Source organism: Peribacillus folii, assembly GCF_030271255.1.
In the GTDB taxonomy this organism is placed as follows: Bacteria; Bacillota; Bacilli; order Bacillales; family DSM-1321; genus Peribacillus.
Genome location: NZ_JASJOM010000004.1, coordinates 342,986 through 363,871, shown reverse-complemented (window position 1 = coordinate 363,871; position 20,886 = coordinate 342,986). Strand labels below are relative to the sequence as shown.

Annotated in this window: 22 protein-coding genes and 2 pseudogenes; 17 read left to right on the top strand and 7 right to left on the bottom strand. The window is 40.3% G+C overall.

Annotation, left to right across the window (positions count from 1 at the left end; translation table 11 throughout):
* Positions 1-260: 260 nt before the first annotated feature.
* The 5 genes from QNI08_RS09000 to QNI08_RS08980 all read left to right on the top strand — a co-directional run bounded on the left by QNI08_RS09000 (position 261) and on the right by QNI08_RS08980 (position 4,113).
* Positions 261-1,031 (top strand): GH25 family lysozyme, encoded by a 771-nt coding sequence (locus tag QNI08_RS09000; RefSeq protein WP_285767077.1) that lies wholly within the window; start codon positions 261-263, stop codon positions 1,029-1,031.
* Between the two features lie 219 nt (positions 1,032-1,250).
* Entirely contained in the window at positions 1,251-2,000 is a 750-nt protein-coding gene (locus QNI08_RS08995; RefSeq protein WP_285767076.1) for a TerC family protein, read from the top strand.
* 820 nt (positions 2,001-2,820) lie between these two features.
* Positions 2,821-3,261, top strand: coding sequence for a MarR family winged helix-turn-helix transcriptional regulator (locus QNI08_RS08990; protein ID WP_285767075.1), 441 nt, complete (start codon positions 2,821-2,823; stop codon positions 3,259-3,261).
* Positions 3,262-3,430: 169 nt separating this feature from the next.
* On the top strand, positions 3,431-3,757 hold the full coding sequence (locus QNI08_RS08985; protein ID WP_285767074.1) for an antibiotic biosynthesis monooxygenase: 327 nt from the start codon (positions 3,431-3,433) through the stop codon (positions 3,755-3,757).
* A 74-nt stretch (positions 3,758-3,831) separates the two neighbouring features.
* Complete coding sequence (locus tag QNI08_RS08980) at positions 3,832-4,113, top strand: DUF2798 domain-containing protein (RefSeq protein WP_285767073.1); 282 nt, start codon at positions 3,832-3,834, stop codon at positions 4,111-4,113.
* 877 nt (positions 4,114-4,990) lie between these two features.
* On the opposite strand, the gene QNI08_RS08975 is transcribed toward QNI08_RS08980, so the two are convergent.
* The gene (locus QNI08_RS08975; RefSeq protein WP_285767072.1) at positions 4,991-6,130 is read right to left on the bottom strand and encodes a LuxR C-terminal-related transcriptional regulator; all 1,140 of its coding nucleotides are present in this window, start codon (positions 6,128-6,130) and stop codon (positions 4,991-4,993) included.
* 265 nt (positions 6,131-6,395) lie between these two features.
* On the opposite strand from QNI08_RS08975, the gene QNI08_RS08970 reads away from it, so the two are divergent.
* The 6 genes from QNI08_RS08970 to QNI08_RS08945 all read left to right on the top strand — a co-directional run bounded on the left by QNI08_RS08970 (position 6,396) and on the right by QNI08_RS08945 (position 10,679).
* Positions 6,396-7,157, top strand: a complete 762-nt coding sequence (locus tag QNI08_RS08970; RefSeq protein ID WP_285767071.1) for an SDR family NAD(P)-dependent oxidoreductase — start codon at positions 6,396-6,398, stop codon at positions 7,155-7,157.
* A gap of 51 nt (positions 7,158-7,208) precedes the next feature.
* Positions 7,209-7,952 carry an SDR family NAD(P)-dependent oxidoreductase gene (locus QNI08_RS08965; RefSeq protein ID WP_285767070.1) on the top strand — a complete coding sequence of 248 codons (744 nt, stop codon included), beginning with the start codon at positions 7,209-7,211 and terminating at the stop codon, positions 7,950-7,952.
* A 348-nt stretch (positions 7,953-8,300) separates the two neighbouring features.
* On the top strand, positions 8,301-8,795 hold the full coding sequence (locus tag QNI08_RS08960; RefSeq protein WP_285767069.1) for a DinB family protein: 495 nt from the start codon (positions 8,301-8,303) through the stop codon (positions 8,793-8,795).
* 243 nt (positions 8,796-9,038) lie between these two features.
* Positions 9,039-9,464 carry a DMT family transporter gene (locus QNI08_RS08955; protein ID WP_285767068.1) on the top strand — a complete coding sequence of 142 codons (426 nt, stop codon included), beginning with the start codon at positions 9,039-9,041 and terminating at the stop codon, positions 9,462-9,464.
* A 13-nt stretch (positions 9,465-9,477) separates the two neighbouring features.
* Entirely contained in the window at positions 9,478-10,176 is a 699-nt protein-coding gene (locus tag QNI08_RS08950; protein WP_285767067.1) for a Crp/Fnr family transcriptional regulator, read from the top strand.
* A gap of 17 nt (positions 10,177-10,193) precedes the next feature.
* A complete protein-coding gene (locus QNI08_RS08945) occupies positions 10,194-10,679 on the top strand; it encodes a DMT family transporter (RefSeq protein ID WP_285767066.1) in 486 nt (161 codons plus the stop codon).
* Between the two features lie 77 nt (positions 10,680-10,756).
* Here the strand turns inward: QNI08_RS08945 and QNI08_RS08940 are convergent, their stop codons facing one another.
* A complete protein-coding gene (locus tag QNI08_RS08940; RefSeq protein WP_285767065.1) occupies positions 10,757-11,530 on the bottom strand; it encodes an SDR family NAD(P)-dependent oxidoreductase in 774 nt (257 codons plus the stop codon).
* 91 nt (positions 11,531-11,621) lie between these two features.
* On the opposite strand from QNI08_RS08940, the gene QNI08_RS08935 reads away from it, so the two are divergent.
* Positions 11,622-11,999 (top strand): MerR family transcriptional regulator, encoded by a 378-nt coding sequence (locus QNI08_RS08935; RefSeq protein WP_285767142.1) that lies wholly within the window; start codon positions 11,622-11,624, stop codon positions 11,997-11,999.
* 80 nt (positions 12,000-12,079) lie between these two features.
* Here the strand turns inward: QNI08_RS08935 and QNI08_RS08930 are convergent, their stop codons facing one another.
* Positions 12,080-12,496 (bottom strand): NUDIX hydrolase, encoded by a 417-nt coding sequence (locus QNI08_RS08930; protein WP_285767064.1) that lies wholly within the window; start codon positions 12,494-12,496, stop codon positions 12,080-12,082.
* A 196-nt stretch (positions 12,497-12,692) separates the two neighbouring features.
* Positions 12,693-13,229 carry a hypothetical protein gene (locus QNI08_RS08925; protein WP_285767063.1) on the bottom strand — a complete coding sequence of 179 codons (537 nt, stop codon included), beginning with the start codon at positions 13,227-13,229 and terminating at the stop codon, positions 12,693-12,695.
* Positions 13,230-13,508: 279 nt separating this feature from the next.
* Between QNI08_RS08925 and gloA2 the strand changes: the two genes are divergently transcribed.
* On the top strand, positions 13,509-13,901 hold the full coding sequence (gene gloA2 / locus QNI08_RS08920) for an SMU1112c/YaeR family gloxylase I-like metalloprotein (RefSeq protein WP_285767062.1): 393 nt from the start codon (positions 13,509-13,511) through the stop codon (positions 13,899-13,901).
* 369 nt (positions 13,902-14,270) lie between these two features.
* On the opposite strand, the gene QNI08_RS08915 is transcribed toward gloA2, so the two are convergent.
* Positions 14,271-16,076: a LamG-like jellyroll fold domain-containing protein gene (locus QNI08_RS08915; RefSeq protein ID WP_285767061.1), complete on the bottom strand. Its 1,806-nt coding sequence runs from the start codon at positions 16,074-16,076 to the stop codon at positions 14,271-14,273.
* A gap of 435 nt (positions 16,077-16,511) precedes the next feature.
* Here QNI08_RS08915 and QNI08_RS08910 point away from each other — a divergent pair, with 435 nt between their 5' ends.
* Positions 16,512-17,063 carry a GNAT family N-acetyltransferase gene (locus QNI08_RS08910; protein WP_285767060.1) on the top strand — a complete coding sequence of 184 codons (552 nt, stop codon included), beginning with the start codon at positions 16,512-16,514 and terminating at the stop codon, positions 17,061-17,063.
* Positions 17,064-17,146: 83 nt separating this feature from the next.
* Here QNI08_RS08910 and QNI08_RS08905 read toward each other — a convergent pair.
* Positions 17,147-17,476: pseudogene (locus tag QNI08_RS08905) on the bottom strand (antibiotic biosynthesis monooxygenase family protein).
* An 888-nt stretch (positions 17,477-18,364) separates the two neighbouring features.
* Here QNI08_RS08905 and QNI08_RS08900 point away from each other — a divergent pair.
* Positions 18,365-19,234 carry a cation diffusion facilitator family transporter gene (locus tag QNI08_RS08900; protein ID WP_285767059.1) on the top strand — a complete coding sequence of 290 codons (870 nt, stop codon included), beginning with the start codon at positions 18,365-18,367 and terminating at the stop codon, positions 19,232-19,234.
* Positions 19,235-19,383: 149 nt separating this feature from the next.
* Positions 19,384-19,653 (top strand): CotD family spore coat protein, encoded by a 270-nt coding sequence (locus QNI08_RS08895; RefSeq protein ID WP_285767058.1) that lies wholly within the window; start codon positions 19,384-19,386, stop codon positions 19,651-19,653.
* Positions 19,654-19,851: 198 nt separating this feature from the next.
* Here QNI08_RS08895 and QNI08_RS08890 read toward each other — a convergent pair whose 3' ends face one another.
* A complete protein-coding gene (locus QNI08_RS08890) occupies positions 19,852-20,184 on the bottom strand; it encodes a potassium channel family protein (protein ID WP_285767057.1) in 333 nt (110 codons plus the stop codon).
* 178 nt (positions 20,185-20,362) lie between these two features.
* Here QNI08_RS08890 and QNI08_RS08885 point away from each other — a divergent pair.
* A pseudogene (locus tag QNI08_RS08885) lies at positions 20,363-20,771 on the top strand (VOC family protein).
* The last annotated feature ends 115 nt before the right edge of the window (positions 20,772-20,886 follow it).

Below are 20,886 nucleotides of genomic sequence, written 5' to 3'. Positions count from 1 at the left end.
TTTAATTTTTCATCTATGGTTCCCCTCATCATATGAACCAAATATGCGTTATATTCATTACGCTAAAATGACAGATGACGGACTGATCGGTGGAGATTGGAGAATCGAATAGGGTATGCGGTCTCGTTCAAAAGAATTCCTTTTGTCTAGATGGTGTGTAATGGGGTATGGATAATAGTGCAAACACCTAAAATGAAAGAGAATAGTTTGATCCCCTGGGCATATATCAAGAAAAGGGAACGAAAGAGGAGCGTGATTATTTGACACATATAAAGGGCATCGATGTATCACATTGGCAAGGTGCAATACAGTGGGGGAAAGTTGCGAAGGATGGCGTTCAATTCGTCTTTATTAAAGCAACGGAGGGAACGGATTATAAGAAGCTTTCCTATTTTAAAGAAAATGCTCCTAAAGCATTGGCGGCGGGATTGAAGGTTGGGGCTTATCACTATGCTAAATTTTCCAATGTGAAGGAGGCGAGGGCAGAGGCTGCCTATTTTTTGAATGCTGTATGCCCTATTGCATTAACCTATCCTCTGGTCCTTGACCTTGAAGAAAATAAAAAAGCGGCAGGGAAACATGCCTTGACGGATGCTGCTGTGGCATTTCTGGAAGCGGTTGAGGAAGCCGGACATATTGCCATGCTATATACTGGAAAATCATTTCTTGAAAATGTGTTGGATGAATCAAGATTGGCTAAGTACCCTTTGTGGATTGCCCGATACAACAGCATCTTGGGACGAAGCACGGATATTTGGCAGCATTCCGATTCAGGAAAGGTGGATGGCATCAGAACGAAGGTGGATTTGAATATCGCATATCGAGATTTTTCAAAAATTAATAACTCTCTCAAGACAGGCGCTAGATCAAGTGCAAGCGATGAAATACCTGCCATATACGTCATAAAGGGAGGAGACACGCTAAGCGGGATTGCGAAAAAATATAAAACGAGCGTTAACTCGCTTGTCGGTCTTAATGGAATTGAAGATCCAAACAAAATTTATACCGGTCAAAAATTAAAGCTCAGATAAAGAGGCTTTAATTTTTGATGTGAATTTTGGTATTTTGAACGTAGTGTATGCTTAATGGAATATATTTTAGAGTTGTGTCGAGCTTGAATAAGAAATCCGCTTCATTGGGACAATATTGAATGTAGAAAAAGCCGGAATGACTTTTATCCTCTGCTCAAATGAGAGGTGAGCCAGGGCAGCTTTCTTATAGGTTTATGAAGAATCATTTAGGGGGCTTATATGGAACTGACTTTATTATTGGAGTATGGCTGGGTGTTAGTTATATTAATATTTTTAGAAGGTTTATTGTCAGCTGATAATGCATTGGTATTGGCGATCATGTCGAAGCATTTACCGGAGGATCAGCAAAAAAAAGCAATCAATATTGGCTTGCTTTTAGCTTTTATTTTCAGGATTGGTGCCATTTTCATCATTTCATACCTTTTCCACGTTTGGCAAGTGCAAGCGCTTGGAGCAGCCTATTTGATTTTCATTTCTTTGAAGCATTTATTGAAAAAGGATCATGGAGAAAATGATAAAAAAGGGAAAAGCTATCGCATGACTGTTGCACAAATAGCCTTGGCCGATATCGCCTTTGCCATTGATTCGATTTTAGCGGCAGTCGCTCTCGTTTTGGCGTTGCCGGATACACCAATGAGGGATATCGGGGGCATGGATGGAGCTAAATTCATCGTTATCTTATTAGGAGCGATAGCAGGCTTGATTGTCATCCGTTTTGCAGCAGGATTTTTCGTCAAGATATTGACCGAGCGTCCGAGCCTTGAAACTGCGGCCATGTTACTTGTCGGCTGGGTTGGGGTAAAATTGCTCATGCATACCCTTGCACACCCATCCGTACACATCATTTCACACAAGTTTGTCGAAGGTCCCGTCTGGAATACGATTTTCTGGTCAGTCATGCTTCTTATCGCTTCAGGAGGCTGGTTTTTATCCAAAGGTAAAACGGAAAAAAAGAATGATGCAGGATGATATTCCGGTCACCGTTCAGTTTTAAAGAAAGATTCATGATCACTCCCTGGAAGTGGTACTGTTATTAAGCAAAGACCGTATTAAAAAATTCGGTCTTTTTTTGTTGCTTGGCAAGTGCACGAGGGCCGTTTTCCGATCGATATGCAGCAGCAACCATAAATCAGTTGCATTAATTCAGATGACCATTTCCTGGATGACGAATTGTGTCCGGCCTTTAGCCTTGAACTGGGTCATCAAGCTGCATCCATTGTCCTTTTCGTATGCCCGCTTGATTGCAGTAAATCGGAAGCAAATTCACAATATAAGTGATGTGTTAAAAACAATTTTAAAATAAGTTAAGTGCGTTACTGGAGTTAGAATAGCTCGTGAACACATTTTAATTTTTTTGGACATAAGAATAAAGCGGCGAATTTGGCGTATCAGAAGCGACCATTTAAAAATGGGTCAAGGAATTCACTCCAATCGGTTTAGGGGAAGAGTCCATGACTCCGAAGGAAACCCTTCGGTTACAGCAAAAAGCTGAAATCATAAGACGTATCTTTTTAGAGTCCAAAATATTGAATCCAAAATAGCTGAAGCGTGTTGGATGTGTTTAATAAACAGTATCCTTTAGAATCTGGCGAACAAAGGGGGGCATTGACTTTGTATCAGAAAAACGTTTACATATCAGATGTAATTAGGTGCCAAAGCAAGGCTAAGCCTGCTTTTTGTTTTCTTTTTAAAAGCAATAATATTAGGAGTCAAGAGAACAAAATCTATTCAACCCTAATAAAAAATGTCATAATATTTATATAGCCTTTTTACAACAAGGAGCAAAAAAATGAATTCTGAAGACAGAAAAAGGAAACTAGAAGAGTTTCAAGAAATATTCGAAACAGTTTTTCGTAAATTAAAGCGACAAAATGAATTCTTTCCTAAGACAAAATATAAGCTTGCTGACGGTCATATATTTTGCCTTGTGTATCTTTCTAAGAAAAAAACGTGCACGGTTTCTGATATAACTGCTAATTTAGGCATTACTTCGGGAGGCGGGACAGTTCTTACTAACACCCTTTTAAAACATAATTTAATTACTCGAACAAGGTCAGAAGCTGATAGAAGAGTGGTACTATTATCACTCACAAAAGAAGGCGAAAACATAGTTGAACAAATTATTAAACAGAAAGCCAAAATGTTTACCGAGCTCTTTGATGACATTGAAGAGGATGACATTGAAAAGGTTATCAATATATTCTCAAAATTAGATGATACATTAGCATAGTTTTACTTTGGGAATGAACTAACTAGGAACGCTTAAGGAAAAGACCTCGCCAATGAATATTAATCTCATTGACGAGGTCTTTTATTCATGCTAATATCTTATTTAATCATTATCTTACTTAGTAAGATAATTGGTTTTTCTCTAATTTAAAACAAAGGAGTGGATTCTTATGTTTATCAGTCAAGCCAGCTTTGAAGGCGAAAAGGTAATTGAGTATAAAATTATTACAAAGCTTAAACAAACAATAAAGGAAACGATTGATGTCGAAGGGCTAATATCAACGGATTATTGGTTAAAAGAAAACAAAGATCGAGTTGAATATGTATTTATAACAAAGTGGAAAAGTAAAGATCACTTTATAAAATGGATAACAAGAGAAGAACATGTAGAAGAACATAAACAAAGGAACAAACAAAAAAAACATGGATTACAAGAAGAGGTAACAATTAAAAAGACACTTCGTCAATATGAGAGCGTGGATATTTCTCCATTCTAATGGTCAAATCCTAATCAAGATTTAGAGCAAAATTTGATTTAGATGATAAATTGAAACTGAAAAGGAAGTCCTTAATGAAAATTAATTCTAAATATCGGAATACTACTTATATCTTTTTATCGGCTTTTAGTATGTCTATGTTCATGTCATTTATAATAGTATCGATAAACTATGGGTATAATAGTGAATTTTTGCCTAGATGGTTAAAAATTTGGCCACAAGCATTCGTTTGTGCTTTTGTTGGATCTTTCTTTCTTCCTAAATTAGTGCAGAGTATAGTAAATAAAATTGAGTTTATAGAACCACCTTTACTAACAAAAAAACATAAAATCAGAAAAAAACAAATCCAAAGATAAGACTCTTCACAGCTTGAACAAAATACCCAATACGCCGTTACGCTCCATCTCATAACATTTCATTCTCTTTGAAGGAAAAACAAATGCTTGATTACAGACTCTGTTTTTAAGATGTATACTAGCACTTATGAAAAAAAACCCCTTGGTTTTCAAGGGGTTTTGGTATGTGCGAATTTACCTATATCTTAATTTATATACCAGTTATTTCCACGGAAACACATCTTAATATTCGGTAACGAAACTCGGTAGAATATAATTAATAAATATCAGTATGTAAATAAAAAAACTTTCTTTAGAGAACCAAGAACTTTTCCTGATGTTGAAGGTTTGGAACGTATAGTTAATGATGCAGCATTGAACTTGCCAGTCATTTGATAGGCTGTTGGTTTGTTTAATGTGTAAGCAGGCTTTGGTGTACGCTTGTTTTTGCTCGGATCATTCGCTGAAATGACAAACCTGTACGTCTGATACCTTTGATACATCCCACTCTGCACTTAGGACACCAGATTTTTTTGAAGCAATATCGGTCTTTGATTCTACGCAATTTCCTTTTATATCTTGTACTTGAGTGGTTACCTTTGCCTTCTAAGAAAGGGGATAAGCTTGGCAAATCACGTTCCTTGTCGCTGAAGAAATGAGTTTGTTGGGCTTTTCAGGGAGTTTCTTTGCGTAAGTCATTGATACCAGAAAACGAGCATCCTCATCAAATTTTCGGCGATATTCTGGCAGTACGCGCCTTAAAGTCTTTTAAGAGGTCATGAACATTGTTTGGAGGAGTGCAAAGACCGTTCCAAAATATTTCGGTCTTTTTTTATTGCTTGGGAAGTGCAGGGGGGCTGCCGATAGATGCGCAGCAGCTACTCATAAATCATTTGCATTATTTCAGAAGACCATTGCGAAATCCCTGGACGACGACTTGTGTCCGGTTTTTAGCCTTGAACTTGGTCATCAAGCTGCTTACATAATCCCTTATCGTATGCTCACTTAATTGCAATAAATCGGCCATGTGCTTATTGTTATGTCCCTCAGCCAGCAAATTCAAAATCATCGACTCCCGTTCGGTCAATTGCAGTTCCGTATCTCTTAATACCTCAGCATCCTTCCTGGATAAATACAAACCTAGCCGTTTTCCTACCTGTTCAAGTAAAAGGAGATCTTCCTTCACATAATCGAATTCCTGGCCTATCTGATCAAAGGTCAGCCAACCGAACACTTGCTGATCATGATAGATTGGTACAAAAATGACGGAAGACAGGTTAAATAACTTGATATGCTCTTCTTTGATGTATGGATGTGGGTCCTTTAAAAATACAGGCTTTTTTGAATTGAAAACCAAGGACTGTTTTGCGCTTAGCTGGCCTCTCATGCTTTGTACCTTGGGAAGCTCCAGGCCGATGGTGCCGTGGAATTGGTTGGACCAAGGGATGTACGCATAAAAAACACATCTTTTATAATGAAAGAACTCTTCACATTTTTTTAGGATATGGGCAAAATCCTTGATGCCAGCTGAGTGGATCAATAGCTCATCCAGCTGATCCAATAACCGCAGTCTGCTGAGTTCGGGACTGTCCTGATCGGTTTTGGAAGATTGCCTTGGCTTGTCTGCATCCCACTCGTTAAAGCGATGGATAAGGTCAGAGAAAATCGATAATAGATACATTAAGATTGAAATGGCATGGGTATGTTTTTGGTTGACCATTAAGGTAACGATGGCCTTTTCAAAAATGAGCCGAAACATGCTGAAATGATGCGGATCCAACATGGATAAATGTGATTGCAGCCAGGTATCCATGTACTTTTCATGTGCATCCTTTATGTCTTCAATGCTCTGGGAGGATAAAAATAGCAAAAATGAGTCCAATAATGTTTGTATCGTCCTTCGTTCAGCTTCACCGATGAATGGCTCCAGGTTCAAATAAATATTGATATTCTCTTCAATCCGCTTGTTATGGCTTTTTATGAATAATACGAATTGCTGAAAGGTTATCTCTTCATATGGGTGAATGGATTGGGTCATGGGATCTTCTCCTCAATAGCTAATACCCCTATAAATGGGGGGAAATATCTTATTATTATACAGCATTTTATAGGATAGTATTTGAAAATATGAGGAGTAAAATATAGATATGAATAAGGCAGCTATTAAATGGCCGTTTGTTTAATTGATTGAACTGGCCACGAAGGGTTCCATCGCTTGTATATCATTCACTGACAAGGGAAAACTCTAGGGATGAAGCTTCCTTTGAGTGATTCTGGAGCAGGAAAAAAATAAGGGGGATTTGATGAAAATGAAAAGACTCGAAAACAAAGTGGCCATCATTACTGGCGGGGGAACAGGCATCGGGAAAGAAACCGCTTTATTATTCGCGGGTGAAGGAGCAAAAATCGTCATTACGGACATTAACCAAGCTTCTGGCGCTCAAGCTGTGAAGGAGATTCAAGCAATTGGAGGAGAAGCATTATTCATTCGCCACGATGTCAGCAGCGAAGAAGATTGGAAGAAGGTTGCAAAAGAAACGATCGATACATTTACGAAAGTTGATGTCCTTTTTAATAATGCGGGTATTTATATTATCAAACCAGTAACGGAGATTGAACTGGAGGAATGGAACCGGCTCATGTCGATTAACGTGACCGGAGTATTCCTGGGAATGAAACATATCATGCCATTGATGGCGGAACAAAGGAAAGGATCGGTCATTAATGCCTCCTCCATTGCAGGCTTGATCGGTGCGCCAGGGCATGTTCTTTACGGTGCCAGCAAGGGTGCGGTCAGGGTCATGACAAAAGACGCCGCCATCGAGTATGCGTCAACGGGAGTCCGGGTGAATTCGATTCATCCAGGGTACATCGATACTGGGATGGCAGACTATGCATCAGAGCAAACGGGCAGTTCAAAAGACGAATTGGGTAAAGAATTCCCGTTAGGACATCTGGGCACTGTCAAAAACGTGGCCAATACGGTGCTGTTCATTGCTTCTGATGAATCTTCCTATACGACCGGCACGGAATTTGTGATTGATGGCGGAGCGACAGCACGCTAACAGCTGCAAGACAGTGGTGGAAAAAATACTAAAAACGAAGGAGTGTTTAAAATGAGATTAGAAGATAAAGTGGCAATCATAACAGGTGGAGCAAGCGGGATCGGCGCCAGCACGGCGCAATTATTTGCAGAAGAGGGAGCGAAGGTCGTGATTGCTGATTTTGCTGATCATGGACAAGCAGTGTCTGATGAGTTAAATGGTAAAGGCCATGATACACTTTTCGTCAAAACCGATGTGACGAATGAACAGGACATCAAGAATATGATCGAAAAAACGGTAAACAAATACGGAAAGCTGGATATCATGTTTGCGAATGCCGGGATTGCAAGAGATGGAAACATTCATGAGTTGAGCTATGAGCAATGGCAAAAAACGATCGACATTAATTTATCAGGGGTCTTTCTTTCCGATAAATATGCGATACAGCAAATGCAAAAACAAGGTACAGGCGGAGCCATCGTGAATACAGGCTCCATCCATAGCCATGCCGGGAAGCCTGGGGTAACGGCGTATTCTGCTGCAAAGGGCGGGGTCAAGCTATTAACCCAAACATTAGGTTCGACATATGCCAAAGAGGGGATACGCGTCAATGCCGTTTGCCCAGGGTATATTGATACACCTCTAATCGCGGCAGCACAGGGTGAATTAAGGCAAGGCTTGATCGATTTACATCCAATCGGCCGGTTGGGCAAAGCCGAGGAAGTGGCTAAAGCCGTTCTTTTTCTCGCAAGTGATGATGCATCATTCGTTACAGGCACAAGCCTTATTGTCGATGGCGGATATACGGCAGTATAAAGCCTGCTTCTAAAGAGTGACAAAAAACAAAATCGGAGCTTCTTCCGTGTGAGAGGCGGTGAAAATCGCTTATCATTCGGAAGGGCTCTTTTTTTAATCGTTTTGTTCGGATAAGCTTCTTAATGAATGACATTACCGAGAGCGAATGTTCTATCTATGCTATTACACCTTATGATAAACTAAGGTTATTCTGTATTTCCAAATAACGGAACCTTCATTATTTCGTCAAAGGGACAGAATGGTTGAACAATGAATGGGCATGAAACCCTATCTAGTGCCATCTACAATACCTTGCAAATGTTAATGTTGATCAAAGGAAGCAAAAGGGATCAAATTGGAGGGGATACAATGGATGTAAAGACACTTTTATTACAACAATGGGCAAGTTGCTTAGATAAAGAAGACTGGTTTCCACCGCTTGAAAAAGTGCTGGAGGATATCACTTTTGAACAGGCAATTTGGAAACCGGCTGATGGGACAATGAATTCCATTTGGGAATTAGTTTGTCATTTACTTTTCTATGAAAAGAGATTTATGATGCGATTTCTAGGGCAAACAGCAAATGAACCACAGGCAGAAAATAATGAATCCACCTTTCGATTACCAACCGAGACGTTAGAAAATTGGAAGGCAACAAAACAAGAATATTTTGAAGTTCATCGTGAACTCGGGAAAATACTTGAAAAATCAGGACATGAAGATTTGTATAGGCAGATCCCAGGAGAAGATAATTCATTAGTGATTGAACTGAAGAGTTTAGCAATGCATGACGCATATCATATTGGGCAAATTGTATATCTCAGTAAAATGCTAGGAGCTTGGGCAAATAAACGCAGCTTTTAACCCATTAGCTTTACAGTTATTCCATTAACAGGAATTTTATAAAATATGGGGACTTCCTAATCGGATGTTCCCATATTTTTTTCTGAAAAACAACCACGTTACTAACTCGACCGGCGGTACTAATGGTGCGGTTAGGCTGTATCTAAAGGGAACAATAAATAATCATAAAGGACATATGTCCTTTCGCCAATTTCCATTTCTGTATTTTAATGAGTACAAGTCATTCAGAAAGGAGGAGGAAGGGTGAAAGGCATACTTTCTTCAATAATTGCAGGCATATTCATATCGTTGCAGGGTGTTTTCAATTCAAGGATGAGCGAGGAGATTAGCGGCTGGCACACCACTGCAATTGTTCATCTCGTCGGTTTCTCCTTGTCGGTCATCATCTGTATATTTGCTCGTGATGGCAGGACGGAGGGGGTTCGTGAGGTTCCTTTTTATTATTTGCTTGGCGGCATGCTCGGGGTCGTCATCGTGTATGGGGAAATGACAGCGATAAATTTGCTCGGCATGTCCTTTGCAATCGCAACCATTTTAATTGCACAGCTTCTTTGTGCATTCATGATAGATACAAAAGGTCTATTCGGTATGATCAAGCACAAGGTGTCAATACAACAATTGTTAGGTATGGTGATGATGCTAGTGGGGATCGTCATATTCAAATGGTAAAAGGAGAGCGACATTGAAAAAAATAAATGATAGCCTTGGAATCCTGGAATATCTGGATCAGTTTCAACTGAATCTGGTTTTTTCGGAGGAATCGAAGCGGAAATTATCTCTTCATCACTTTCAGAAAGGAGAAATATTGTGTGCAAGGGGTGAGGATATTCAGTATATGTACTTTCTCATAAAAGGAAAGGTGAAGATCTTTACCACTTCTCCCGAAGGAAAGTCATTGATCGTCCGGTTCAAAACGCCATTGGCCCTGTTTGGCGATGTCGAATATGTTAAGGGGATGAACGTTCTCCATACAGTCGAAGCGGTCAGCGAAGGAATGGTCCTTCGTATACATTTTGATGATCTAAGGGCAATGGAATCCAACCGTTCAGAGTTTCTGAATTTTTTGTTGGAGATCATTACCCAAAAGTTTTACACGGAATCCCATGCCACGAGTTTGAATAGGCTCCATCCGGTTGAGACACGACTTGCAAGCTATCTTTTGTCTCTTTCATCCGAAGGCGGCGGCTCCATGTTCCATAAAGAAATGGGCACGTCCAATTTGACGGAAATCGCTGATCTCATTGGCACTAGCTATCGCCATTTAAATCGGGTCATTAGAAAATTGTGTGAAGAGGGAGTCATTAAACGAAGCCAAGGGTCCCTGTATATTGAGGATTTGTCTATGCTGAGGGAACTGGCAGATGGAAATATTTATGAATGAGCGGGGAGGATACACGCATGCAAGGAATTTTGTTTGGAGTCATTGCAGGGATATTCATCAGTCTGCAAACGGTATTTAATGCCCAAGTGGGTGAAAAGGTAGGTTCTTGGGCGACAACCTCACTCGTGCTGGGACTTGGTTTCGTATCATCGTTCACCATGTTCGTGATCATGGATGATACAAGCCTGCTGTCAATCGGGCAGGTAAATAAATGGTATTTATCAAGCGGAGTCTTGGGTGTCGTGCTCGTTTATTGCATCATGCAGGCGATTCGGCTTTTAGGACCGGCTTATGCCATTTGCGTTGTACTTGTTGCCCAGCTCACTATGGCCGTTCTTATTGACACGTTTGGCTGGTTCGGGTTTGCGAAAATCCCTTTTTCCATTAATAAATTAATCGGGATATCCATTATGTTAGCGGGAATCATTGTGTTTAAGCTGAAAAAGAAAAGCAACACGAAAATCGCAAAAACGGGTGTTTTGCCTGATGAAGCCCCGATGTGATCTATCCTCCCATCAAGAGGAACATCTCCCTCACTAACGCATGGGAAAAAGCGATAATGAGGGATGGATATCATGTTTCATGATTGGGTATTCGTTGATCGAGAAGCATGAGGAAAAAGCGGATCTTTAAGTTCGAATTCATAGCTTCTTGCATTCACAATACCGACGATTTTATCATGATCATATAACTGGATCAAAAACTCGGCCATTTCTTTTGCTGTATGATACTTAGGCAAAGTGGCCTCATAATGAAATGCATCCACATCAAAGGAGCGTTTGGCAAATTCGGTTTCAGTTGCAGCAGGAGCCAACACTTTAGCCTGCATTTTAGCCCCTTGGGCTTTTAGCTCGTGCGCAAGTCCTTCTGTAAAGGCGCTGACATAAAATTTAGTGGCACAATAAGTGATGGCATCTGCAACAAGGGTATACCCGCCACCAGACGAGATGTTTATCAGCTGTGTGTTGTCTACATCTGAATAGTCCCGAACGTAAAGGGAGGACAGGATTGTTAAGGCCTCAATATTCAGGTGGAGCATTTTCTCGATTTTCGGCAGCTTTTGCTCTCCGATCTTATCGAAATTTCCAAAGCCTGCATTGTTGATCCATGTTTCAATCTCGAGTTCTTTAAGACTTTCATATAAGCCATACACATTTTCCGTAACTGATAAATCTGTGGCATGAATAATGATATCCAATTCGTTATTCATTTGTTCTATCTTTGTTTTCAGTTCGTCCAAATTTTGTTTCCTTCGGGCAATGAGAACCAAATTTTTACCTCTAGAGGCAAAAGCCAAGGCTGTTTCATATCCAATTCCAGAGCTGGCTCCCGTGATAACCGTATATTTTTTCATGTGTAACCCTCCATTAATTTATGATAGGATGTCATTGTATTACTTAGAGTTCACTCTAAGTCAACTATTAGTCATGGTGAGGTGTTTTTTTATTTATACGATAAGTGAAGTAGGGCAGAAGCTTGGGATCAGTACACATGCCTTACGCTATTATGAAAAAGAACAAATCATAACACCGGAAAGAAATGCCCAAGGAATTAGGCAATATACCGATTTGCATCTTAGATGGCTGGAGTTTGTCATAAAACTGAGGGAAACGCAAATGCCCATCGAACAAATAAAAAAATATACCCAGCTGTTCCATGAAGGAGACCAAACATCGCTGGAGCGCTTGCACCTTTTGGAGAGTCATCGCCGCACCATCGAAATCCAGATTGAAACATTGAAGGCGACGGAAGCGATGCTCGATAAGAAAATCACGGCGTACAAACAACATTTATTATCCAGAGTAAACCAGTCGAACAGCTAAGTTGCATAAAGATGAACCCCGTTTGAACGGGGTTCATCTTTGGTAACCTAAATAAATGAAAACGTGATCTAAATAAGAAGTCATTTCCATTGTAAAATATATTTTGCGCCTGAACCGGTAATGAGCGTTGAAATGCCTACCGGATAATAGGGCATCAGCCGATCCGCTTCTTCCAAATCGATCCATTCAACATTTAATATGTTCTCTTCCTGAGGAATTTCATCAGGCCGATTTACGATATGTCCCTGATATGTAATGAAAAAAACATGCATTTCATCGATGAGAGCCTCGTTCAAGGCAACAATATTGCTTACCTTGATGTCATATCCGGTTTCTTCCTTGACCTCTCTTATGGCAGCTTCCTGCAAAGTTTCCCCGGCTTCAACTCCGCCTCCCGGCAAAGACCAAGTACCTTTCTTATTGAATACCATCAGGATTTTACGTGTGGCTTCATCGAATAATAAGGAATAAACAACATCGACTCGCTGGAATTTCATACCTATATCTCCTTTTTCAATCAAATGTATCTTCCAAGTATAAAGTAAAATGAAGATAAAATGTGCCTTACTGGAAATTAAAGAGGGGGTAAGTACGGATTAATGAAGGCGAGGCAGCCCGAGTTCCGGATGAATAAGGGCTCTTGCTGACTGCCTAGCCTTTGTTGATTGAAGTCGAAAAACGGTCTTAATATAATTAAGAGCAGTACCATTTTCCATTATAGAAAATACAATTTTGTCCGCCCTGCTGGCCCCCTTGCTGTCCGCCAGGAAAACCAGGAAAGCCTGGGAAGAAAGGCTGCCCTTGCTGACCGCCCTGTTGTCCGCCCTGCTGACCGCCTTGTTGTCCGCCCTGTTGACCGCCTTGTTGTCCGCCCTGCTGTCCGCCAGGCTGCCCTGGCTGTTGCACTGGCGGGCATTGTAATCCTAAATATTGTAAACCGACGATATCATTGTGATGAACCTCGTTTGGCAATCCATCTTCCAGGATCTGAACCATTCCTGTTGTTTTGTTAAAGCCCATTAAGATGAATGTGTGCGTAGAATTACCCCAAAAACCCCTGAAACAATGTCCTTGGCGTCCTGCTTGCAAATGACTTTGTATCGTAGCAGTAGGAACTAATGATGGCTGTACTCGTTCTGCGTAGTAATATGGCACATTGGCATAATAATTATCGTAATGATATGGCACATTATTTTGATGAAAATTGTAGTTATAATGATGGTTATACATTCAGAAATCCTCCCTTTTAGGTACACTATAAACTATGTGAAAAGGAAGATTATGTCCTGCATGGACAAAGATGGACAATGAATTTGGGCTGCCTAATTTATTGAATGACTGGACCGATAAGCATTTTGAGGGTAACGAAGGGAGTTGCCTCGATGGTAATTATCCATTTTGCCTTCATACATATTATTTAACGTAAGAAGGGGGTTTTAGAGAGGAAATAGAAGAAGATACTAGGAAATGATGGTATAATCCCTAAGAAAACAGGTATTGGAGGAAGCAATGAAGCTAAAAAAAATCCATCATGTAGCCATCATTTGTTCTGATTATGTAAAATCAAAAGATTTCTATGTAAATGTTCTTGGATGTGAAATTAAGAATGAAACCTATCGCGCAGAAAGGAAGTCGTATAAATTGGATCTACTGGTCGGTGGGGTGTATCAGTTGGAATTGTTCTCCTTCCCGGAAAGCCCCTTAAGACAAACCTATCCCGAAGCAAGGGGGCTAAGACATCTGGCTTTTGAAGTGGAGGATATTGATCAAGCAATAGAAGAATTAAGCAACGATAATATTCCTGTCGAGCCTATCCGGGTTGATGAGCTGACTGGAAAAAGGTTTGCCTTTTTTTGTGACCCGGATGGATTGCCTCTGGAACTATACGAATCAAATAAATAATAAACGTTTGGACAAAAATTCAGGAGATTCATTCAAATAGACCCTAATAAAAGTAAACAAACTAGATCTTCAATTAAGGAAGCTCCATTGCAATATAACGTATTTAAAGCAGGGACAAGTATATGGAGGATCAAGGGTTAAAAAAAAATCCCTCCCAAAAAATAAGCTTCATATCCAAGCCATTCATCAATATCGGTGCTAACAGGTAAGCTGGGGAAGGTAACATCCTTTTCTATACCTCATTACCGATTATCCAATAGTCAGTGAGGTATAGGTGCAATCGTTCCATCATTGTCGAAAGGCAACATTTTGAAGGGAGAGCATATTATGACTTTGCTTTGCTAAACAAGCTCTCCTTTCCATCTTTCATTAGCGTTTAGGGCGGTTAAAGGAAAATCGCCGTTTGAAATCCCAATTCAGTATGAATGAATTGTTTGCATCTGTTAAAAATTTATAATCGGCGTAGGTTCTTTCTTTTTTAGACATATCATCTACATATGGCGAGTAGGTACGGAAAAATAATTGTTTTTTCTTTTCGTTGAATTCCACGAGTCTTAGCCAGCCGTTCCCGCCGCGATAATCCGACTGATAATTAACAACCATTTGAATGACGTCATTCCCGGCTGTGTTTTTCTTGACTTGGTGAGCAATGCCAAAATAATGTCCATTTACTGTCATGAATACTTGATTCTGATCTTTTACAAGTTCATTCCAAATCAGCCGGCCATTAGCTGATTCAAGGGCGACGATTTCATTTTTTTTCACTGTAGGAAAAATGATATCGTGCGAGACGAGAATCGTCGGTTTTTCTTGATGCTGGTCAAGGACGCCTTTCGCCCATTGTAAGTCTTTATGTAGGTTTTTCATATCGACGATCAAGATCAAATAGCGATAACTTCCCGCCTTAGCGATTGCATAGGAGCTATATCTGGATGGAGATGAGCCCTTATAGTATCCTTTTTTTTGAAAACGGTGCGGTCCATAGTGTGTCAGGAAAGGGTTTTTGGAAGCATAGTCATGATTTCCTGCCGCCATCATATATGGAACGTGATACTTATCCAATTTTGATATGGCTTCAAGTGAATTTTGCCATTGTCTTTCTGTATCACCATCGACAATGTCGCCTACGAAGGTATTCATGATGATATGGTTCTTCATCGAGTTCTTGGAAAGCCAATTCATCTGGCTATGAAAGATCTCAGGATTTTGGCTTGAATATTTCTGGGTATCGGGAATGAAAACGAAGTTATAATTTTTCCTATTCGTTAAAAAGGGCAGTTTTTTATTAGAGCCTTCGAAGGGATTATCGTCACGGGGATTCTGTACAAGCCAGTCTTTTTTAGTCAAAGCTTTATTGGCTATCCGTATTTCCTCGATATTCCCCGTAAATAGTTTATCCACTTTATTGCCCCATTCGGAAGCACCGATATTCCAGCCCTTCCCGTTCAATGATGCAATGCCAATTACCTTTTCCGATGCACCGTAATCACTGATGTCATTCAAGGTCAAGGTGGTCGCAATGCCATCATTCACGACAGCCAAATGGTACCATTCATCAGCATTCAAAGATCTGGACCAATTGCTGACATTGTAAGTTAGATTGGAAGGATGACTTGTCCAATGGATTTTTTGATCACTCGATACAGTCAGTGCAGAAAGCATTTTCTTTTCGCCGTCCATTTTATTAAGATTGGCCGCTTTTCCTTGTCTTGAGAAAAGTCCTAAACCATCATTGGCTTTACTTGGCAATTTGAAAATCACTTCTAATGTAAAACCTTCATCGAAATTCTCCGAATTGATCGGTGCACCTTTCCTTGTCCTAAAGTACCGTCCTGAAGGGCTCTTATCTTGATTAGCGAATTTCAGGCTATCCACTCCATCACGTTCATGATAATCTTCTTCAGACCATTGAATCAAATCTTGGATTTGAGGCTCGGCGGAATTCCCCATCGTCACCATTTCCAGATCGTTTCCATTCTTACTTGTATCCTCTATCATTAAGTCCCCATTTTCGATTGAACCGCTTTTGACATGCTTTCTTGTGAATTTCCAATCCGCCAGGATAGTGGCTCGATCATCATCAGCATTGGGATGTATGGAATTTGCCGAATTGGCAATGCCAGGAACAATCATGAATAATAGTGATAGACCAATAAATGCTTTTTTCATTTTCATAAACCATGCACCCCATAACATTTTGATAAAGCACTAATTGAACAGCAGCTATACTGATATTCCTTATTTCTCCCTGATTGCAATGAACCAATAAAGTGGGAAAGATGGTTCAAACTGCAATATTCTATAGTTTGCTTATCTTCTTGCCAACTTATTAAGGATAGGTAAAAAAGACCCATTCAGCCTATTGATCAGTACCAGATAACGCCACTTAAGTTCTATTAATCCTGTGAAGCGGCCGGGACTAATGGGAATAACGGATTAAAGTCGTCCCTTCCTTGTAGAAATCATCTTCTGGATGCCCAAAATCAAGAAACTAATGTGTTAATATATGGATAATGCTCCGGGCGGACGTTAGAGAGAGACATTTATGAATAGACATGGGTATACAAATAGCATGGGGAACGACGCGTACGGAAAGAATGGGGGATAAATATGGAAAAGGGATTTCCAGTAATCGAGACACAAAGATTGATCTTACGTGAAGCAACAAAGGCTGACGCAGGTGATATGTTTGAATATCTATCTGATATAGACGTTGTGAAGCCAATGGGTCTGGAGCCTTGTCAAACGGTTCATGAAGTGTTGGATGAAATCGAATGGTATCAGTCGATACGAAAAGAAGGTACAGGGATTAGATGGGGCATAACCATGAAAGATAACGGGAAGGTAATCGGGAGCTGTGGTTTTTTGAATATGGTTCCAAAACATTTTCGGGCAGAAGTTGGTTATGAATTAAATCAAGCTCATTGGGGAATAGGGATAGCTGGGGAAGCCTTGAAAGCAGTCGTCATGTATGGATATCGTCACTTCCAATTGGAGAGAATCGAGGCTTTGATCGAGCCAGGCAATTTTCCATCACAAAAAATGGTGGAAAAGCAAGGCTTTAGAAAAGAAGGCCTGCTTAGGCATTATGAATATACTTGTGGGAAATTCGATGATTTGTTGATGTACTCCCTGCTAAGAAAAGATTTGGATATCATCTAACGTTGAATCGAAGGGATGAAAAAAGACCGCTGAAAAGCGGTCCCTCTTATGACAAACGTATTGAGTGAACGAGTATCTTAGTGTTATCCCTTGTTGCGGTACTCTCTTTCAACCTTACAAATGCGTGTGGAATAAGATGAGTGCCAGTCTTTTATGCCTTTATCCTGGGCTTTTTTTTGTAAAGCATTTTCCTTTCAATGTTTGATTGAATCCAAGGATATCCAATAAGAAACGGTGATTCCTGAACCGTTCTGATCCTTTACGCCCTCGACTCCTAAAAAGCCTTCTTACTGAGAGGCAAGCTCACTCATGAAATCAGCGATTGACTCATAGCCTGCCTGATCTCCTCCATTTCTGCTGAAAGTAAAGATGCAAGCGTAGTAAGGCGGTTTTGGTGTATTTGCAAAAAACATGAATAAATCCCCCCTTTACGTTACTTTTCAAAGGATATGCTAGGATAAAGACATTTAGAAACCGGTAACGTATCATCCAAGAGACAGGATACAGCCATGTTTAGCCTATAGGGAAGAAGGGGATTATCTGATTTTAGCCGAATATTAAAATGGAGATGATTACAAGTGGGACAGTGATCGTAATTCCATTTGAAATCATAAATACACTCAGAGTTATGCTTTCCGAATTCCTTAGAATGAATAAATGCTTAAGTATTCTCATTTGATATCGATCCGAATGAAGATGCAATGGTAAAGATAATAAAGATGGCCACGTAATTTTAGTATTTATTTTGAACGCGTGAAGGAAATAAGTTCAAAAGGTATAAGCGGATGTCTAAAAAGACGAATTGATTTATCAAGCGGCAGTTTCACTGGACCAATTCATTTCAAACCAGGTACAGCATAGGCTCTGGAGATAACATGAGACTTTTTTTATTTGAAGGGAAGCATACTCCGGAATTTTTGCGAGAATTAATAATTCTAATGCGGTGTTGGCGGGATGAAATATAAGATCTTCTATACTTATGGAATTAGGGAGCGGGTTGCGGAGCGACCCGTTTTTTTGTGTTAAAGAATATTATAGACATATACCTCTTACAAGGATGTTCATAAATGAAGAACTTGTTTAAACTAGCATCATTTCTATCCTTTTTTACACAACTGCCCTTGGCATTGGTAATGGTATTAAAAGAGTAATGAATATATTTTCCCTTTTCAGATAGTTTGCTTCATGCAACATAGTTACCTAGCGCTTACATATATAAAACGATACAAAAAGGTTGCTATAGACCCACCCAATTTTATGTTGGTATGATATTTAGGTACTTAATTGTGGGGGGAAGTTGAATGGAAGAACAAAAGTATAATGACCTCAAATTAGGCGAACGTGGTGCAATCATCAGTATTATCGCTTATATTTGCCTATCTATTATAAAACTGGTCATTGGCTACATAAGTGACTCGGCTGCCCTGAAAGCGGATGGCTTGAATAATACGACCGATATTATCGCATCCATTGCCGTGCTGATTGGTTTAAGGCTGGCACAGAGGCCCCCTGATAAAGATCATGGCTATGGTCATTGGAAAAGTGAAACGATTGCCTCCATGGTTGCTTCATTCATCATGTTTGCCGTCGGTGTGCAGGTGTTGATCGATGCCGTTTCGTCCATGCTTGACGGGGGCAAGGAATCACCTGACATAATCGCGGGGTATGTGGGGATTTTATCGGCACTCGCCATGTATTTTGTATATCGGTATAATAAAAGACTTGCTCTTAAAATTAACAGCAAAGCCGTTATGGCCGCTTCCAAAGATAATATTTCGGATGCTTGGGTAAGTATCGGAACCGCTATTGGAATCTTTGGCTCGCAATTGAACATGCCATGGCTTGATCCGCTGACGGCAATCATTGTTGGGCTTTTAATATGCAAAACAGCCTGGGAAATATTCAGCCAATCCTCTCATGAACTTTCCGATGGATTTGATGAGAATAAAATCCATCTCTATAAAGATGTCATTACGAATGTCAATGGGGTCAAGGGCATAAAAGAAATCAAAGGGAGAAATTACGGCAATAACGAAGTCATCGATGTCGTGATTCTTGTTAATTCCACATTGGATATAAAAGAAGCACATGATATAGCGACACATGTTGAAAAAGTGATGATGACTGAGCATGGGGTGTATGATGTTCATGTTCATGTTGAGCCAAATTGAACGATCTTATTATTTCAGTGTCAGGACGATCTCTCTCTGTTTAGAGGGGGATTTTTTTGATTCAGTAAATGAAAATGGTTTTTTTGCTTAGTACAAGTTTCCACCTGTCTTCATAAGCTACAAAGAAGTAAAAAAAAGGTGGTTTTTTTATGAGTTGTAATTGCAGGAAATGTCGCGAACAAAGGGAAGAAGTGATTACGGATCCTACGAGAACAGTGGTGAATACCAGGACGAACCGGCGCGTGGTGAAGCATATTCATCCGACGGAAGTCATTAATGTAAACAGGACCGTGGTCAGAAATGAGCATTATTATCCGGTGTACGAGAGAGACGTATATGAAACGGTAGAGAAAACGTCAATTGTGGCAGTAACCCGAATAATAATAGCAGATGCAGACCATTTTGGAATAGATGAATAAGCATATCATGAAGCGCCCAGACATGGGTGCTTTTTTCTATCAGGAAAAATGGAAGCGGTCGGATCGGTCAGATCGGTCAGGTAGTGTAAGTATTAAAGCAGGACTAGATTAAGGAATAGGAAAATACGCTCAGCTTGTTATATCTACATAATGAATTTGAATAAACAAAATGGAATGCCCGCCATAAGGGGCATTCCTTCACTTTTCGCTTTCACGCATCTTAATGACGGCGTAGGCAAGATAGCCAAGCAAGCCCATGAATAACCCGGTGCCGCCGACAATATAAATCATCGTGAACACTTTCCCGAAAGTTGTTTGCGGTTCAAAGCTGGGGTGGCCCACGGTGCTTAGAGTGACAACGCAAAAGTAAAGCGAGTCGATTATGCTCAGCCCTTCCTGCTTAACATAGAAGAGTGTTCCTGAAAGCAACATAACCAGAACCAACACGAAAAGAACCTGGAAATTCTTCAAGTGAAAGGCGGACCATAGCGCCTTTAAGAAACGTTTTAAGGTTAGAATGAATGAAATCATGGGTAATCGTAATTCCTTTCGGTATCCGTGCAGTTTTCTCAAGAGAGGGTCAATTGTAGCTGTTCAATCTGGACTGTTTCTTTCACTATACAGGAAAACGGACTGGTTTGACAAAGAAAGTAGGAAATGTGAACCTGGTAGTAAGTAAGCGTGGGAAGGACATAAAGGGGGAATCAAGTTGAAGCCGCGTATCACTGTACTTACGATAGGTGTGGATGATCTCGAAAAATCGCTGGCGTTCTATCGTGATGGTTTGGGATTAAAAACGGAAGGAATCATAGGGAAGGAATTCGAGCATGGAGCCGTTGCCTTTTTTTGCCTCAAGCTTGCCATATGGCAACGAAGCGATATAGCGCATGAGGCCAAGGTTCCATTAACACAGCCGTTCGACTGAATTTACGATCGGTCATAATGTAGGCAGCAAGGAAGAAGTGAATGATGTAATGGAGCAAGCCAATAGCGCAGGAGCCGTCATCACCGATCCTGCCCGCGATACGTTTTGGGGAGGATATTCCGGCCATTTTAAAGATCCTGACGGCCATCTTTGGGAAATAGTCTGGAATCCGGAGTGGGATCTGAAAGAATAGTGCACTTCCCTTTAAGCGGAACCGATCTTCTTATCCGGAAACACCTGATATATGCCGGCCATATTGAAGGAAGCACTTGCCCTTGCGGGGAAAGTGCTTCCTTTTTTATTGTACA

What these genes read in the sequence shown, in the direction of transcription:
- QNI08_RS08900 (WP_285767059.1), top strand. Translation starts at nt 18,365, where the DNA reads ATGGAAGAACAAAAGTATAATGACCTCAAATTAGGCGAACGTGGTGCA.
- QNI08_RS08985 (WP_285767074.1), top strand. Translation starts at nt 3,431, where the DNA reads ATGTTTATCAGTCAAGCCAGCTTTGAAGGCGAAAAGGTAATTGAGTAT.
- QNI08_RS08980 (WP_285767073.1), top strand. Translation starts at nt 3,832, where the DNA reads ATGAAAATTAATTCTAAATATCGGAATACTACTTATATCTTTTTATCG.
- QNI08_RS08995 (WP_285767076.1), top strand. Translation starts at nt 1,251, where the DNA reads ATGGAACTGACTTTATTATTGGAGTATGGCTGGGTGTTAGTTATATTA.
- QNI08_RS08990 (WP_285767075.1), top strand. Translation starts at nt 2,821, where the DNA reads ATGAATTCTGAAGACAGAAAAAGGAAACTAGAAGAGTTTCAAGAAATA.
- QNI08_RS08945 (WP_285767066.1), top strand. Translation starts at nt 10,194, where the DNA reads ATGCAAGGAATTTTGTTTGGAGTCATTGCAGGGATATTCATCAGTCTG.
- QNI08_RS08965 (WP_285767070.1), top strand. Translation starts at nt 7,209, where the DNA reads ATGAGATTAGAAGATAAAGTGGCAATCATAACAGGTGGAGCAAGCGGG.
- QNI08_RS08925 (WP_285767063.1), bottom strand. Translation starts at nt 13,229, where the DNA reads ATGTATAACCATCATTATAACTACAATTTTCATCAAAATAATGTGCCA.
- QNI08_RS08960 (WP_285767069.1), top strand. Translation starts at nt 8,301, where the DNA reads ATGGATGTAAAGACACTTTTATTACAACAATGGGCAAGTTGCTTAGAT.
- QNI08_RS08975 (WP_285767072.1), bottom strand. Translation starts at nt 6,130, where the DNA reads ATGACCCAATCCATTCACCCATATGAAGAGATAACCTTTCAGCAATTC.
- QNI08_RS08895 (WP_285767058.1), top strand. Translation starts at nt 19,384, where the DNA reads ATGAGTTGTAATTGCAGGAAATGTCGCGAACAAAGGGAAGAAGTGATT.
- QNI08_RS08915 (WP_285767061.1), bottom strand. Translation starts at nt 16,076, where the DNA reads ATGAAAATGAAAAAAGCATTTATTGGTCTATCACTATTATTCATGATT.
- QNI08_RS08890 (WP_285767057.1), bottom strand. Translation starts at nt 20,184, where the DNA reads ATGATTTCATTCATTCTAACCTTAAAACGTTTCTTAAAGGCGCTATGG.
- QNI08_RS08930 (WP_285767064.1), bottom strand. Translation starts at nt 12,496, where the DNA reads ATGAAATTCCAGCGAGTCGATGTTGTTTATTCCTTATTATTCGATGAA.
- QNI08_RS08940 (WP_285767065.1), bottom strand. Translation starts at nt 11,530, where the DNA reads ATGAAAAAATATACGGTTATCACGGGAGCCAGCTCTGGAATTGGATAT.
- gloA2 (WP_285767062.1), top strand. Translation starts at nt 13,509, where the DNA reads ATGAAGCTAAAAAAAATCCATCATGTAGCCATCATTTGTTCTGATTAT.
- QNI08_RS08970 (WP_285767071.1), top strand. Translation starts at nt 6,396, where the DNA reads ATGAAAATGAAAAGACTCGAAAACAAAGTGGCCATCATTACTGGCGGG.
- QNI08_RS08910 (WP_285767060.1), top strand. Translation starts at nt 16,512, where the DNA reads ATGGAAAAGGGATTTCCAGTAATCGAGACACAAAGATTGATCTTACGT.